The organism is Corynebacterium sp. NPDC104732 (assembly GCF_055583565.1).
This window is the reverse complement of sequence record NZ_JBVJNS010000003.1, coordinates 141,772-156,872: the sequence shown is the minus strand read 5'-3', so window position 1 is coordinate 156,872 and position 15,101 is coordinate 141,772. Positions and strand designations below refer to the sequence as shown.

At 61.5% G+C, this 15,101-nt stretch carries 12 protein-coding genes; all 12 read right to left on the bottom strand.

Annotated features, from left to right (window positions below):
* Positions 1–44 precede the first annotated feature (44 nt).
* Positions 45–1,202, bottom strand: a complete 1,158-nt coding sequence (locus ACZ6ZO_RS03800; protein WP_465290668.1) for an AAA family ATPase — start codon at positions 1,200–1,202, stop codon at positions 45–47.
* 93 nt (positions 1,203–1,295) lie between these two features.
* Positions 1,296–1,763: a hypothetical protein gene (locus tag ACZ6ZO_RS03795; protein ID WP_465290666.1), complete on the bottom strand. Its 468-nt coding sequence runs from the start codon at positions 1,761–1,763 to the stop codon at positions 1,296–1,298.
* 99 nt (positions 1,764–1,862) lie between these two features.
* Positions 1,863–4,187, bottom strand: coding sequence for a bifunctional lysylphosphatidylglycerol flippase/synthetase MprF (locus tag ACZ6ZO_RS03790; RefSeq protein ID WP_465290664.1), 2,325 nt, complete (start codon positions 4,185–4,187; stop codon positions 1,863–1,865).
* Entirely contained in the window at positions 4,184–5,419 is a 1,236-nt protein-coding gene (locus ACZ6ZO_RS03785) for an alpha/beta hydrolase (protein WP_465290662.1), read from the bottom strand. The genes ACZ6ZO_RS03790 and ACZ6ZO_RS03785 overlap by 4 nt, the downstream gene beginning before the upstream one ends.
* On the bottom strand, positions 5,420–6,037 hold the full coding sequence (locus ACZ6ZO_RS03780; protein WP_208768423.1) for a DedA family protein: 618 nt from the start codon (positions 6,035–6,037) through the stop codon (positions 5,420–5,422).
* Between the two features lie 119 nt (positions 6,038–6,156).
* A complete protein-coding gene (locus ACZ6ZO_RS03775; RefSeq protein ID WP_465290660.1) occupies positions 6,157–6,870 on the bottom strand; it encodes an NADPH-dependent oxidoreductase in 714 nt (237 codons plus the stop codon).
* A gap of 22 nt (positions 6,871–6,892) precedes the next feature.
* Positions 6,893–7,852, bottom strand: coding sequence for an ABC transporter substrate-binding protein (locus ACZ6ZO_RS03770; RefSeq protein ID WP_465290658.1), 960 nt, complete (start codon positions 7,850–7,852; stop codon positions 6,893–6,895).
* 28 nt (positions 7,853–7,880) lie between these two features.
* On the bottom strand, positions 7,881–9,251 hold the full coding sequence (locus ACZ6ZO_RS03765; protein WP_465290656.1) for a VWA domain-containing protein: 1,371 nt from the start codon (positions 9,249–9,251) through the stop codon (positions 7,881–7,883).
* A 43-nt stretch (positions 9,252–9,294) separates the two neighbouring features.
* On the bottom strand, positions 9,295–10,182 hold the full coding sequence (locus ACZ6ZO_RS03760) for an ATP-binding protein (RefSeq protein WP_465290654.1): 888 nt from the start codon (positions 10,180–10,182) through the stop codon (positions 9,295–9,297).
* Positions 10,183–13,326: a cobaltochelatase subunit CobN gene (locus ACZ6ZO_RS03755; RefSeq protein ID WP_465290652.1), complete on the bottom strand. Its 3,144-nt coding sequence runs from the start codon at positions 13,324–13,326 to the stop codon at positions 10,183–10,185.
* Positions 13,323–14,096, bottom strand: a complete 774-nt coding sequence (locus tag ACZ6ZO_RS03750; protein ID WP_465290650.1) for an ABC transporter ATP-binding protein — start codon at positions 14,094–14,096, stop codon at positions 13,323–13,325. The genes ACZ6ZO_RS03755 and ACZ6ZO_RS03750 overlap by 4 nt, the downstream gene beginning before the upstream one ends.
* Positions 14,093–15,073 (bottom strand): FecCD family ABC transporter permease, encoded by a 981-nt coding sequence (locus ACZ6ZO_RS03745; RefSeq protein ID WP_465290648.1) that lies wholly within the window; start codon positions 15,071–15,073, stop codon positions 14,093–14,095. Before ACZ6ZO_RS03745 ends, ACZ6ZO_RS03750 begins: the two co-directional genes overlap by 4 nt.
* Between the last annotated feature and the right edge of the window lie 28 nt (positions 15,074–15,101).

Sequence of the window (15,101 nt, the reverse complement as noted above, 5' to 3'; positions counted from 1 at the left end):
GCCACCTGGCAGGGACCTGCGCTTTTTAACCCCTTACAATCTTTTTAATCTTTATGATCTTGGGTACGAAACAGCTTAATGGCGGCATGTTCACGTAGGTATTCCCGCATGTAAGGCAGCTCAAAGTCAACCAAACCGTACCCAGCACTGCCAATCATTTCCGCGTCTATGAGGCGACGCCGGTAAGTCCCGGCATATTGAGAATTAACCTCCAAACGCTGGGCGATGTCCGACATGGCAGACGGGCCGTCATCAACCGCCATAGCAACCAAGAATGTCCTATCAACTTCAGACAGATCAGCCAGGGCGGGTTCGTGAACAAGCTGCCCCAGCTTTCGCTTTGCCACTGACATGCCTTCGTTCACTGCTTTCACAGTGATGACACCATTTTCCCGACGTTTAAAACACTGCTGACCAATGAGTTGGATCATAAAAGGATAACCACCACAGGATGCAACAGCTTCATCAAGCGCTTCGTTATCCCATGTAACGTCGGTCCCTATGACAGGCTCCGCAAGTGCTTTACGCACCTCATCATCACCGATCATGCCAAGATCAATTCGGTTGGCCCTACGCAGAAATGTGACCGGGTTGGTGCCTTCCTGGCTGGCCAGCAAGGGTTTAATCGATTGCGGAATGCCAGCCAATGCGACGGCAATATTGCGATCTTCTCGAACCAAATGCTGGATGGTGGCACCAAACTCGATCACTTCGTCACGCCGGTGATAATGCAACTCATCGAGGGTGATAAGGATGCCGACAGACTGCTGGTTTAACTTACTATCGACTTCTTCCTGCCACATCAGCAACTCAGTCAGCACCGAGCGCAGGGTCATTTTCGGCTGGTGAAGAACTGCCTCTGTGACCTGAACCCCACCAATTGCCGGAAGGCTAATTCCGGTGAGCTGCTTCTTGTGCGTGTGCAGTACATTGCTCGCAGTTCTAAAAAGTGCATCAATGATGCGCTCAGTGAATCCCGCTGTTGCAGTTTCTGAAATGACCCACCATGAGCGAGACTTTGCCTCATCCTCGAACGCATTGAGCAAAACCGTTTTTCCCACACCACGTAATCCGGTTATCAACGAGACACGCTCATGAGAGCCAGGACCATCGTCTAGCGCCTCAGCAAAATCGAAAATCTCATCGCGCCGACCAGCTAGATACGGCGGTGAAGAACCGAGAGTTGCGCGGAAAGGATTCATGCCACGATCATACTGCGCTTTTTAATCCCTTACAATCTTTTTAATCTTTATGATCTTGGGGATTTCTGCAGGTCGTAGGCATTCCCGACAGCGCTATTTCGCGCTTGGATCATACCCACCAGGGACGCATTCGGTGAGGTTGATCGGCTCCGGCGGGCTCAGCTCAGCGATGGTCTCTGGCAGCCAGCAAGGCCCCTGCAGTCCGAGGAATTGGCGGCCGTCGGGCTTGAGTTCCACCCAATGGTCATCAACGAACTGGGCGTAGAGCACCTGCTCTGTTGCTGGGGCTCCGTATTTGGCCCACGCGCCATCGCAGTAGCTGAGCTGGGCTTCATGCTCGGAGCGACCAGTTTCGGCAGCGATGCGCTTGGATTGACAACGTTCCACCATGTATTCCGGCGCTTGGTGCTTGTCGGACCCTGGCTCCGTGCCGCCAGGTTCAACAGCGATGGGGTTCGGCAGCGGAATCGGTGGCAGTGGCGGAGATTCGGGGCCACTGGCGACGGTCTGTATTTTGGCAGTCGTCATCGGGGTTGGGACCGCCTGGCTCTGCTCTGGCATTCCACAGGCGGCGAGTATGACACTGAATGAACTTAAGACAACTATCTTCCTCATGGCCCTGCCCCTAAGGGGTAGCCACCACAGATAAAAGGTCTGTTATCAGTTCTTGCCCAAAGTGTGCCACGCTAGTTTCCTAGCTTCGGCCCCGATTTCAGGAACGTAGCATTTGGACACCGCCATGCCGATGGCTGGTAGTGCTAGCGGATCGCGGTACAGCATCAGCCAGGTTTCGTGCACCGGATCAAACTTACGTTTAAAAGCGGCCAGTGACCGGAACCCGTAGAGCGGTTCCAGGGCAGATCCCACGCGTTCAAGCACCTGCCCCAAGGCGCCGGGATCCGTGGCGGCCAGCGGCGCGCCGGACAGGGATACCCAGCTCAGGCCGTCGTTATACGCCTGCTCTACTACTGAAGCGATCAAGAATTCAACCACTGGGCGGAACCCGTCGGTGCGGCGCCGCATGAAGTCGAGGACGATGCCTCCCGGCGCGGGTAGCCAGCTGGTGACGCCGTGGACCTGCCCCTCCTCGTCGAGGGCCAACATGAGCCGCACTGCAGGGTCATCGAGCTCAGCGAGACCGCCGAGAGTAAACCCCATTTCGGGCAGCGCCTTGTCGGCCACCCATTCTTCGGAGATCTCTGCAATTTGTGCGCGTACTGTGAGCGAGCATTCGGACCACGTCGTCCATTCGGCGTGGATTCCTTCTTTGGTCGCGCGGTTGCGGGCAGTGCGGATATCTTGAAACTTCTTGCCTTTAAACTCCGGGGCGTCCACCACCGGGATCACGGACTCTTCCGCCACCGCCACCCGGTTCCAATGGTCTCTGGTCTCTGCAAACGAAGGCCGAACCGAATACCAGGCAACCTGGGCGCCGGTCGAGTAGATGTAACTTTCGAAGGCGTCGGCAAGCTCGGGCGGCCCGACCGGCTCACCTACGGTGACGGCAATGCCATTGTGGAGCCGGTAGGCAACATAGCCTCCGTCGCCAAACCAATAGGAGTTGCCAGGCCACAGCGTCATCCAGGACAGGTGGTCCCCGCCACCAGCTTGCAGCAGCTCCCGGGCGCGCACCCGATCCGACTCCGACACGGGGTCCGGCGCGCTGCCGATAAGACGAATAAACAGCACCAGGAACCCAGCCCAAAACACCACACCGACCCATTGGGCGACCGCCCACGCCGTCGGCGTCGTAGGCAAGACATCAAAAGAAGCAAACTTAGCGACGACCGGTGGCAGGTACCTAAGCGGCAGCGCCGCAAGCAGCTGGGAGAACGTTGCCTTGAAGACCATCCGCCCCACCACAAGCCACACCGCAGCAGTGGCCACGAACCATCCCGCGACGGCTGCGAAGAAGCCCACCCGACGATTCACGCTGAGCTTCACCGAGAACAGCCCTCGGCGCACGACCAAGAAACCGGCGCACAGCAGCCATGGCAAGCTGATGTAGACCAGGAACACTGGGTCGTCGAAGCCCAAGCGGAAGAGTTCACCGCCAATGGCAAGCACCGTCACAGCCAGCGCAAGGAGGCTGAAGTGGTACGCGATACGACGGCCACGTGCCAACCCCAGAGCAAAGACCGCGGCGATGAACAGTGGCATGGTGTTGGCTAGCGCTTGCCCCACCCCGGATGCGCTGAGATGCGACAATATCCGGGCGCAGGCCGCCGGTGCGACATTGTCCTCACAGACAAAAGTTACGAGGTCGCTCGATAGCTCGGGAACCACAAAGAACGCCACGTCGGAAAAGGGGCCGGCGGCATCTGGATTCATCCCCGAGAGCCACGGTCCTGCAAACACGGTGAGCACCATGATTGCAACCAACACACGGGACTCCCGGAGGGAGGACTTAGGCAATTGCAACCTGCGGTGGGATACCCACTGCCCTAGCAGCAGACCCGATATGGCGGCGCCGAAGAAAGCGAAGTCAGCCATCACACCGGCGTACAGAATCAGCGTGGTGGTAAGCACCAGCAGTAAGGTCCGAATACGGTGGCGCCACAGCGGACCCAGTTGCGCGGAGGCGTACATGCTAATGCCGACCAGCCAGACAAACGGATTGAGGATACGCTCGTGTTCAAGCATGTCTCCCCAGTACAGACCTATCTTGTCCAGCGTCCACACGCATGCTGATCCCAGAGCTAATCCGATCAGGTGCGCGATCACAGCGCCGAGGAAGTACCGTCGCGACCCCAGGTTGCGTTCCACTGCCCCACCAAGCAGCAATAGCGCAATGGTCAGCAGCACCGCCCCGGACCAGGTAGCCACTGTGAGCGCGGAGCTGAAGACCGTCCACCAGGGAGAATCTGTACTAATCCCGAATCCGAGGCTATCGCGAATCCAGTCAGTGTCGAATCCGTAGGTGGCTCGCAGCGCCCATAGCACCACGACCGCCCCGAGTGTGACTGGATAGTTTTTCAGTTTCATAACAGGCCGCCTCGCTTTGCAACAAAGTCCATGTTATTTCGCAGTGCCACACGCCACACTTGGTAACTGTGTCCGCCTGGCACCTCCTCATATGTCGAATCAATACCCGCTTCGGAAGCCAATTTATGCAGGTAGCTCAGGTCTTCCCGAGAGTGGAGATCTTTTTCTCCCGCGACGAATCGTCCCTGGAGGTGAGAGTATTGTCCATCTGAATTACGAAGCAGGTCAGCGGGATTGACTGCTCGGAACTGTTCCTCGTCACCACCGAAGAACTGCTGCACTGTTTTAACGTGATCGCCAACAGTCGGCTCTTTCTGGCCAGAAAAGTTCAGGAACGTCCCATACGCATCCGGGGCGTTGGTGACCACTTGCAGCGCACACGTCCCGCCGTAGGAGAGACCTCCGATGGTCCATTTCTGCTGGTCTGGCTGCACTCGGAACTTCTTTTTCAGCTGCGCCGGCACGTCCACAGCCAAGTATGTTTGCACCTTCTCGGTGGGGCCGTCAACGCAGATCGGATTCGCCGTCATCGACCCCGTCCCATCAACGCTAACCAGAATGGGGGATACGCCATCGTGTGCTGCTTGGAAGTCCTCCAAGGTCCGCGTGGCCTCACCGGGGTCAAACCATTGCGAGGGGGACCCGGGATTGCCCGCCAGCATCACGACGACTGGTAGCTGCAGCTCAGGCTGCGTGAAATACGCCGGTGGTATGTAGGCCAGCGCAGGTCGGTGGGTGAACTGGGTGGCTTCCAGATCCACGGTGACCAGGGCGCCCACTTCCCTGCCCTCAATTTCTGGAGGTGCACTAAGTTGCTGGAAGGTGGCGTAGTCCATCTTCTGCACGATGGGCCTAGGGTCAAGGGAATGAACGGTGGGATACTCTTGGAACTCCAGGTTAAACACGCCCCAGGCCCCGGGCAGCGCCAACAGCGTCATCAGCGCCAAGAGTTTCCGGCGCCCGCGTTGCAGCACGGTCCCAAACAGCGCAGTCGCTGCGACCCCTCCCGCCACATAGATCTGCCACGGAACCCGATCCGGGAACGGCTTCCACGTTTGTTCGAGGATGACCCAGCACGTGGCAGCAACCAACGCTGCCAGTACCAGTGACCACACGGTGCGCGCCCATGATCGGCGATATCCCCACATCGTTACACCGAACGCCGTGATGAGCATCGCGTAGATTACCCACGGGGCCGGGTTCTCTGTCAGGGAGATCGCACCAAAATTCATTTACTTCTCCACGCGAGCGAGTCGCAGCTGGTTCAGGTAGGAAAGCACAATTGGGAGCACGGACAGGCCCACGATGACCAGCATGATGGCGTCGATACGGTGCGCAATGCCGGGGATGTCCCCCAACAGGACGCCCACCAACACCATGGACACCACCCAGCCGATGGCGCCGAGCACATTCCACCCAAAGAATTTCCGGTAGGTCATATCCGCTGTGCCGGCAGCAACTGGGACGTAGGTGCGCACGATGGGCACGAACCTGCCCAAGACCAAAGCGAAGGCGCCGTGCTTGGCAAAGAATTCTTCTGCTTTGTGCAAGTGATCGGTTTTGAGTACCCGAGCGTCCGGGCTGAACATCCCGCGACCAAATCGACGCCCCAACCAAAAGCCCACTTGATCCCCCAGCACGGCCGCAATCGCTGCCACCAGCAAGAGGGTCCACACCCGGATGCTGAGGTCGTGGCGCAAGATCGCGGCGGTGACTAGCAACGAGTCCCCGGGGAGGAAGGGGAAGAGGACACCGGATTCAATGAACACGATACCGGCTAGGCCTACCAACACCCAGGGGCCGAAGCCCTGCAGCAGCGTTGTGGCATCGAGCAGAGTGGAAAGAGACATACATTTTCTCCTGTTACATCAAGACAATAAACAATCTCTCTCAAGGCTCGGAAAGTCCAGTTAAAATTCAGATTTTCTGCTGGGCAGAAGTTAGGAGATTACTTTGGGGCGCTGATTGGCTACACAACGAACCCTTGCCTGCGGGCTACCTCGAAGGTCGAATCCCGTAGGTCCTGTGGCATCCGGTAGTGGCCGGCTATCTGGGCGGTGAAGCTAGGCACCGGCTTATCAGGATTGCGCAGGTCATAGTAGGTTTGGATGTCCTGGTCGTACTGCGCTACTGCCGCTGGATCCGCCTCCGCGTAGCTGTTTTCCATCACTCGGACGCTCCGTGGCAGGCGGGGTTTGAGCTGTGGCTGTTGGTTCGGCCAGCCAATTCCCATGCCCACTACCGGGAAGGTGAGTTGCGGTAGCTGCAGGAGGTCGATGACCGCCTGGGCGTCGTTATGCACGTTGCCGTAGAAGTTGACGCCGAGCCCCATGCTTTCCGCGGCGACACAGACGTTTTGTGCCATGAGGCAGGCATCGGTAAATCCCGCGGTGAAGTTGCGGGCGTACGCCCCGCCCTCGGCGTCGGTGAGCTGGTCATTGCGGTGCGTATCCACAATAAACAGCAGGTACACGGGCACATCCGCTACATACGGTTGGTTGCCGATCTGTGCGAGCTTGTCCTTCAGCGCCTGGTCAGTGACGTGGATGATGCTGGCTTGCTGCAGCCCGAGGGAGCTGGGGGTGCGCATCGCCACGTCCAAAATCGGGTCCAGGTTGACCGGTTCAGCGGAGAAGGAACGGATCGTGCGGTGGCCGAGCTGCGTATCGATCGTGGAATTCATACTTAACTAGCGTACCTGTCCCCTACATGGCGGTCAGAAACTCGGAGACCTGCGCCAGCCCTTCGGTGATCTTGGCAGCTGAGGTCACTCCCGTAGTTGCAGTGTCGGCGTAGTACACGCGTCCATTCTTGATGGCCGGCACTTCGGCAAGCGCAGGGTTTTCCAGCACGGCTTTGAAGTCCTCTGCTCCTCTGCCTCGGTAATTCTGGATAATGATGACCTCGGGTGCCGCTTTGACGATCGTCTCTGGGTCAGCAGGCACGGACCCGGGGGCGCCCAACTCGTCGATAACTGGTTTGCCACCCACCTCACGTACCAGACCGTTGAGCATGGTGGTCTTGGACATGATGAGGTTCTTGCCGCCCCGGCTCATCATCGTCAGTACCGTCGGCTCGCCTTCCACCTTCTTCAGGACCTTAGCGCGTTCGGTTTCGATGGAGCTGCGCAGTTCTTTCCCGGCGTCCTCTTCGCCCACCAACTTCGCTACTTCGTCGAGGTGTGTGAGGATGTCATCGATGCTGCTCCAGTCGTCGGAGGATACGACGGCCAGGGGAACGCCGGATTCTTTGAGCATGGCGGTGGCGTCCTTTTCGCCGTCATGCCGGGCGCTGATGAGTACCAGGTCTGGGTTGCTGGCCAGGACCTGCTCGGGGTCTACCGGCGCCCCCACCTTCACCACGTGAGGCACCGCGGCAGCTTCTTCTGCAACTTTGCCCAGCTCAGGGTTCATTTCTGAGGCCATAACAACGCGGTCTTTCCCGACCAGCGGCAGCACGAGGGATGCCAGGTCTGGGGTCAGCACCGCGATGCGTTGTGGTTTGGCGGGAACCTCCACGTCAGTGCCGCCGACGCTCACGGTGCGTGGGAACTGCGCTGCGTCAGCGCTTTGGCTGGTTTTGGCGGTGTCTTGTTGTTCCGGCGCGGTCGTACCGCAGGCTGTGAGCAGCGCCAACGCAACGAGTCCGGTTAGTAGCTTTTTCATTGTTCTCCTTTGGTGAAGTGCCAGTTGGTTAAGGTGCGGTGAGCCACGCCAGCGGGTCGCCTCGCCGACGCGCACCCCGGTTGTTACCCAGGGGCATCAGGTGCACCAGGCTGGCGGTTTCCAGTTGGCGAAGTGCCCGGCGGGCGTCACGGCGGGCGATGTCTTTCCCGGTATCGGTGAACCCGACGTTGGCGGCGCCGTCGCTGAGCACGATGGTGCGAACGCGTTCCGGTGGGTGCCGGGAGGCTAATTTATGGGCCATGAGAAGCCCGGATGCCAGGGGAGTGCCACCACCGGTGGGGAGGGAGCGGACGCAGTCTCGGGCGCGGGTGACGCTCTTCGTCGGCGGCAGCCCGAGGTAGGCTTCGCCCCCCTTGGCGACGACAATTGCCACCCGATCCCGGTTCCGGTAGCCCTGATCCAAGATCCCGAGCGCTATCGACTTTGCGGTGCGGATCGCCCCGAGCCCCATTGACCCCGAAGCATCGACCACGATGATGGCCAGCCCCGCGCCACGGGTAACGCGTTGTTGGGTGCGCAGGTCATCCTTGGTCACCACGATCCGCGGTGATCCGCTGCTGCGCCGCAGCGGCTGCCAGGGCGCGGCCGCCGCCATAGTCGGCAGAATTGCTAGTGGTGCGTCACCGGTGTGGGGGAGTACCCTGCGGATTCGCCCGCGTGAAGCCGAAAATTCTTCCGCCCCGCCCCGCCCTGGCCAGCGGGTTCGCCCGGCGCGGTTGCGCACTACGAGCTGTGGCGGCGGGGCAGGAGCGTCGGGTTCCTGGGGCGGCAGCTCCTCGGATTCTTGGCTTTCGTCGCGGGACTGTTGTTGTTCTGGTGTTTCTTCCTCCGCTGGATCTGGAGGCGGCGGGGGTTCGGTCAGCTCGGTGCGGGGCGCCACGAAGAGTTCGAATACGCCCTGCATAATCAGTGTTTCGTCCGCGCCGAGCGTGGCCAACTGTGCGGCGAACCGGGCTGCGGGGACATCGAGCCGGGCTGCCGCCAATCCTGCTGTGGTGAGCAGGTGCACGATTTTTTCCGCGGGTACTGCTGCCACCGCAGCGGCCGGGTCAACGCCGGGTAACTCCGCGGGTTGTAACAGCGCACGCACCAGCTGTGGGGAAGATTCCTGGTTAAGTTCCAGTACTGCTGGTGCTGCGTCCGCGAGGGCGCCGGGCAGGTCGGCAAGAGTGGCGGTGCGTACCAGGATGCGCTGGGCGCGGATCGCGGCTGCCATCTCAGGTTCCCAGGCTTCCCCATATGACACCACCGCGGTCGCTGCTTCTTGACTCAGGTGAGTAAGGTCCATGCCAGGGGAGAGGCGGACAGTAGGTCCGGCGAGTGCGATGAGTTGTGGCCAGAGGGCGTCGATAAGCGCCGCGTCCCCGACCACTGCCATGCCCACCCCTGGGCAACGTGCCCACGCGTGCAGAAACAGCGGGTTAACCAAGGAGCTCTCCCAACCGTTCCTCCACGTCAGCGGGGGTTTCAAACGGTTCGGTAGCGACGCGGTGCCGCAGCGCCAACCGAGCAACGGCCCGAATGTCCTCCGTAGTGACCTCGGTGGCGCCCCGGAGTGCGGCGTGCGCGGTGGCAGCGCGCGTGACCACCAACTCCCCGCGATGCCCCACGGTGCCGGCTGCGGCGCACAACTCGATGATCTGCACCAACGCCGCATCATCTAACGCCACCTGGGGCAGCTCCTGGCGGGCCCGGGCAATATCGGCCTGTAGTGCGTCCTGCGCCGGGCGCGCCGCCGCCACGAATCCTTCCGGGTCAGCGTCAAAAGCCAACCGGTCCCGGACAATGCGCAGCCGCAGTGCTGGGTCCGTCAGCGTGTGCACCCAGGTGGCGAGGCCGAAACGATCCTGCAGCTGGGGACGCAACTCGCCCTCCTCCGGGTTTCCCGATCCCACCAGCACAAAGCGCGCCGGGTGCGTGTGCGAAATCCCTTCCCGCTCCACGATATTCACGCCGGAGGCCGCCACATCCAGCAGGACATCCACGAGGTGGTCATCGAGCAGGTTGATCTCGTCGATGTAGAGGAATCCGCCGTGGGCGTCGGCAAGCAGGCCGGGGCGGAGCTTGGTTTCGCCGGTCGCCAGCGCATGGTCGATGTCCATGGAGCCGATCAGACGATCCTCGGTGACCCCCAACGGGCAGTCCACCACCGGATCGTCCAGCAGTTCCCCAAGGGCGCGCACGGTGGTGGTTTTGCCGGTACCCCGATCACCCAACGCGAGCACACCACCAATGAGTGGGTCTACCGCGCACAGCAGCAGCGCGGTCTTGAGTTCATCTTGGCCAACGATCGAGGTAAATGGGTACATTTAGATTCCTTCCAAGATGTCATCGAGTCGGTCTGCGAGTTCTTCCAACTCTGCGATGTGGGTGTCTGAGGCGTCCCACAGGCCACGGTCGTGGGCTTCGAGGAGGCGAGTGGTCATCGAGTTCACCGCCGCCGGGTTTTCTTGCTCCATTCGCTGCCGCATGTCCTCGTCCAGCAGCAACAGCTCGGCCGCTTGGTCAAAGACCCACCCGTCCACCACGCCGGTGGTGGCCTGCATGCCGTAGGTGTTTTCCAGGCGCGTGCGCACCTGCGCCACCCCGCAATAACCGTGCTCTAGCTGCGCATTCACCCATTTAGGGTTCAGGATTCGGGTGCGTGACTCCAGACGCATCGCGTCCTGCAACGTTTCCACCCCGGGTGTGGCGTGCCACGCGTGGGAGACGTAGGACTGCGGCGCCTGCCCACGCAGCTTCTCGACGGTCTTGGTTACGCCTCCCAAGAATTCAAAGTAGTGGTCCACACCGGCTAGGGAGGTTTCCGCCGAATCCACATTTTGGAACGTAGCGTCCACCGTGCCGAGGGAACGCTCCAGCACCGCATGCGCCTTCACTCCGTTGCTCGCTCCCCAGGCATGCCCCATCCGGTGCAAGTACATCTGCGCTAGTTCCGCATCATCGTCCCAGCTTGCGGCCTGGATGAGCTTATTGACGCCCGTGCCATAGTTGCCCGGCGCGGCCGAGAAAATCCGCACCGCAGCCTCCACCAACGGGATGTCTAGCTCCTCGGCGGAATCTGAGGCGTGCCGGGCAATCGGGTTGTAGGCCAGGGGCTCGTTCAACGTGGCGATCTCCCGGATGGCTTCATCGAGTAGCGCAATGGGGTTGGGCATCACGTCGCGGCACACCCCGGACAGCGTGCACACCACGTCCACGCGCGGGCGTCCCAGCTCCTCCAGCGGGAGGATCCGGTAGGAGTCCACCCGGCCCCGGGGCCCGGTCACCGGCTGCGCCCCCACCAGGGCAAACGCCTGCGCGATACCCTCACCTTGGGTTTTGATGTTATCGATGCCCCACAGCACCATCGCAATGGTTTCCGGGAATTCGTCGTGCTCCTGCTGGTGTTTCTGGATTAATTCCTCGGCTGTCGCCCGACCTCGCTCCCAGGCATTCGGTGTTGGCACGGTCGCAGGGTCCACACCGTGGATGTTCCGGCCGGTAGGGAGGGCATCCGGTCGCCGCGCCGGATCGCCACCCGGCACTGGGGCAGTGTAGCCGGTGAAAGCGTGCTCGAGCGCAGTCATCTCCTCATTGACCTGGAGTTTTTCCTCCAGCTCGTTGAGCACCTCGGGGCTGTGGCCGTAAGTGGTGGCGAGCTCCACTGAGCGTTTGGTCTGCTCACTGAGCATCGGCCGACCCAACACGTGCAGGCCCATCGCGATCGGGGAGCGGCGGATCCGCTCCAACTCGCGCCGCAGCTCCACCCGGTCCATCCCCGCGTCAAAACCGCAGGCCTCGGCGAGGCGGTCAATATCGCTGGCATCAGCGTCCAGCGCCTGCGAAAGCTCTTCGAGATTGCCGTAGAGGTCGGCGTCGGCAAGCGGCGGCGTGAGGTAGGAGATGAGGCCGGCGGCGGAGCGTCGTTTAGCGATGGTGCCTTCCCCGGGGTTCGCCATCACATACAGGTAGCTGTGGGGCACCGAGCCGGTCAGCAGCAATGGCCAATCATCAAGCGCAAGACCGGTTTGCCGGCCCGGCATGAACTCCAACGCACCGTGCGTGCCGAAATGCAGCATCGCATCGTGGCCAAAGACGTGCTCCAGCCACAGGTAGTAGGCGGCGAAGGAGTGCGAGGGGGTGGCGTCGTCCCGCATGAGCAGCTCCGCCGGGTCTGAGACGTCGCCGAACTGGGGTTGAATCCCCACCACCACGTTGCCAAACTGGGCGCCCCGGATGATGAGGTCCCGACCATCAGTATCCACCTCGCCAGGGGTTTTCCGCCACGCCCCCTCAATCCGCTTCACATGAGCCCCGAGCAGCCGAGCGTACTGCGGGGCTGGCAGCCGACCCAGCTCGCTGCTCGCCGAACGCGCCCCACCGCCGCCGTCACCCACGATGCGATCAATGAGCTCATCCTTATTCGTAGGCAGCTCAACCGTGTATCCCTGCTGGTCCAGGAACCGCAGGAATTCCAGCAGCGACTCAAACACATCCAGGTGCGCTGCCGTACCGACGGTGCCATCGCCATCGTGACCAAAAATGGTGATCGACAGCTTTCGATCTTTGTTAGCAGTGCGCCGCAACGTCACCAGCCTGCGCAGACACTCCGCCAGCCTGGTCACATTCTCCACCACCGGCGTGAGGAGCTCGGTGCTCGGATCCCGTCCGGCGAACACCCACGGGACGGTCGCCCCCTCCAACTCCGGGATGGCAATGTTCATGCTCACCGCGGTCGGCCACAGCCCAGTGGTGCCCGGATCTGTCCACTCCGCGAGCGTGCCACGCTGCAACGGCACCGGTGTTATCAGCTGCGCGTCATTGCCCTCCGCCAGCTCGATTCCGCGCTCGAGCTGCGGCGCGCCATGATTTCCGGTCAGGGTGAACCCCGTCAGATTCAGCCACACGTCCACCGGCTCCGACATGTCGGACGGATCGCCCAACCAGACGATCGGCCGAAGCTGCTGCGCCACCAACGCCTCGGCCACCGCATCAATATAAGCGGCGTCACCTGCGGCAACATGCAGACCGGAGGCGGCAACCCCCACCGTGCCCACCGGATCAGCCGGCGCAGCGGTAGGGTAGTGGCCCCGAGGAATGTCATCAGGGCACTCGCCGGGGTCCTCGCCCGCGCACAGCAACGCGGCGTGCACAAGGCGCGCCGGGGTACAGGTGCGCAAGGCATCTGCAATGCGCTTGTCCACGCCCTCCCTGTACGCAGTCCGCTTCATCAGGTGCTGGGCATTCGGTGGGACCGTGTACAGAGGTTTGTCCCCGGCCGCTTCGATCACCTCCGTGGCCCGGCTCGGTCGGTGGCAACCTTGCACCCACACCACATCGCAGTCGGGGAGTGGCTGGTCAAGCGGGATGTGCACGATGGCGATGCCCTGCTGCGCAAGCTCTGCTTTAGCCTTCTCAACGGTCAGATTCGCGGGGCCGTGAAACCCCCAAGCGGCGATGGTAAACGTCACGATGCTCCTGCTACGGGTTTCGGGGTGATCAACATGGCGCCACTGGCGCGGTGTGGTTCTACGCTTAACGGAAGCTGGTAGACCCGCTCCAAGTTGTCTTTCGTGAGCACCTGGGTTGTGGTGCCCTCGGCTCTAACATGGCCGTCTTCGAGCAGCACCGCACGGTGGCACCAGCGGGCTACCAGATTCAAGTCATGCAGAACCACGAGGACAGCTTTGCCTTGGTCGCTGAGCTGGCCCAACAGTTCCAACACCGCAACCTGGTGTTTCAGGTCGAGTGCGGAGACGGGTTCGTCCAACAAGATCACGGGCGTGTCTTGGGCGACAGCGCGGGCGATGTGGATGAGCTGCCGCTGGCCGCCAGAGAGTTGGTTCACCGGGGCCTCGGCAAGACTGGTGGCGCCCACCTGCTGCAGGGCCTTAGTCGCCAGCTCACGGTCCCGCTCGGTTTCTGGTTCCCACCGCCCGCGGTGCGGGTAGCGCCCCATCGCCACCACCTCACGCGCCGTAAAACCAATGCTCAAGGCAGTGTCTTGGGGCACGAAGGACACGATGCGGGCGCGTTGCTTGGGGCCCAGTGCGGTCACGTCGTGCCCCTCGTGGCGGATGCTGCCAGTGGCTTCATTCAGCCCCGCCACCGCACTGAGCAGCGTCGACTTCCCGGCCCCGTTGGGGCCCACCAGCGCCGTCACTTTCCCGGCGGGGGCGGTGAAGGCCACGTCCGTTAAGATGGGGCGATCATAGCTGAGGCTGAGATTCGTGATCTTCACAGGCCCAGCCCCTTGCGCGAGTTACGGGTGCGCAGCAACAAGTACAGGAACACCGGCGATCCAATGAACGCCACCACGGTGCCTGTCTGCAGCACCACTGGCTGGAACAACAGTCGCGCCACGATGTCTGCGGCGACCACGAAGGTGGCACCCAATACCCCGGCCAGGGGGAGCAGCAGCTTATGGTCCGGACCTAAGGTAATGCGGATCAGATGTGGCACCACCAGGCCCACGAAGGAAATCGTGCCACTCACCGCCACCGCTGTCGCGGTCATCACGGCTGCCAGGACCAGGACGCATACTCGCAGCCGCTTAATATTGAGTCCGCTGGACTGGGCAGTCGCTTCCCCCAGCAGCAAGATATTCAGATCACGAGACAGTGCGACCGCCAACGCCAACCCGACTACGATGGGCAGCACAGCGACAGACACGTGCGCCCACGTGCGGGCCACCAGATCACCGTTCATCCAGAACATGACGCTACGCAGGTCAGAATCCTGGGGCGCGTTCGCCACCGCTGCGGAGATCACCGCGCCAATAAACGACGTAATAGCCATACCTACCAGCACCAATGTGGCCGGATCCCCGGCTTTCCGGGTGCTAGCAATGAGATACACAACGGTCACCGTCACCAACGCCCCGATGAAAGCACCCGCTGGGAGCGTCCACATCCCTAAGAATGTGGCGCCGCTGACGATAGTGAGCACCGCGCCCAGTGCAGCGCCCGAAGAAACTCCGATGATCCCTGGATCAGCCAGCGGATTGTGGAAGATGGTCTGCATCAGGGCGCCCGATGTGGCAAGAGCGGCGCCGACCAGCGCGGCAACTAGCACGCGGGGCAGTCGAATATTGTGGACCACCAGGTTGTGAGGCAACTCGGCAATCGGGATGGTGATCGGCCCGAGGCTCAGCGCGACCAGCACGGTGAGCACCAACAGGCCCAGTGCCAGTGGCAGTGCGGTGACGCGAATGTTCATTACTAGCTCTTAATGAAAATTAGTGCTT

Coding starts and splice junctions, on each gene's coding strand:
- ACZ6ZO_RS03800 (WP_465290668.1), bottom strand. CDS start 1,202: ATGAATCCTTTCCGCGCAACTCTCGGTTCTTCACCGCCGTATCTAGCT.
- ACZ6ZO_RS03795 (WP_465290666.1), bottom strand. CDS start 1,763: ATGCCAGAGCAGAGCCAGGCGGTCCCAACCCCGATGACGACTGCCAAA.
- ACZ6ZO_RS03790 (WP_465290664.1), bottom strand. CDS start 4,187: ATGAAACTGAAAAACTATCCAGTCACACTCGGGGCGGTCGTGGTGCTA.
- ACZ6ZO_RS03785 (WP_465290662.1), bottom strand. CDS start 5,419: ATGAATTTTGGTGCGATCTCCCTGACAGAGAACCCGGCCCCGTGGGTA.
- ACZ6ZO_RS03780 (WP_208768423.1), bottom strand. CDS start 6,037: ATGTCTCTTTCCACTCTGCTCGATGCCACAACGCTGCTGCAGGGCTTC.
- ACZ6ZO_RS03775 (WP_465290660.1), bottom strand. CDS start 6,870: ATGAATTCCACGATCGATACGCAGCTCGGCCACCGCACGATCCGTTCC.
- ACZ6ZO_RS03770 (WP_465290658.1), bottom strand. CDS start 7,852: ATGAAAAAGCTACTAACCGGACTCGTTGCGTTGGCGCTGCTCACAGCC.
- ACZ6ZO_RS03765 (WP_465290656.1), bottom strand. CDS start 9,251: ATGGCAGTGGTCGGGGACGCGGCGCTTATCGACGCCCTCTGGCCACAA.
- ACZ6ZO_RS03760 (WP_465290654.1), bottom strand. CDS start 10,182: ATGTACCCATTTACCTCGATCGTTGGCCAAGATGAACTCAAGACCGCG.
- ACZ6ZO_RS03745 (WP_465290648.1), bottom strand. CDS start 15,073: ATGAACATTCGCGTCACCGCACTGCCACTGGCACTGGGCCTGTTGGTG.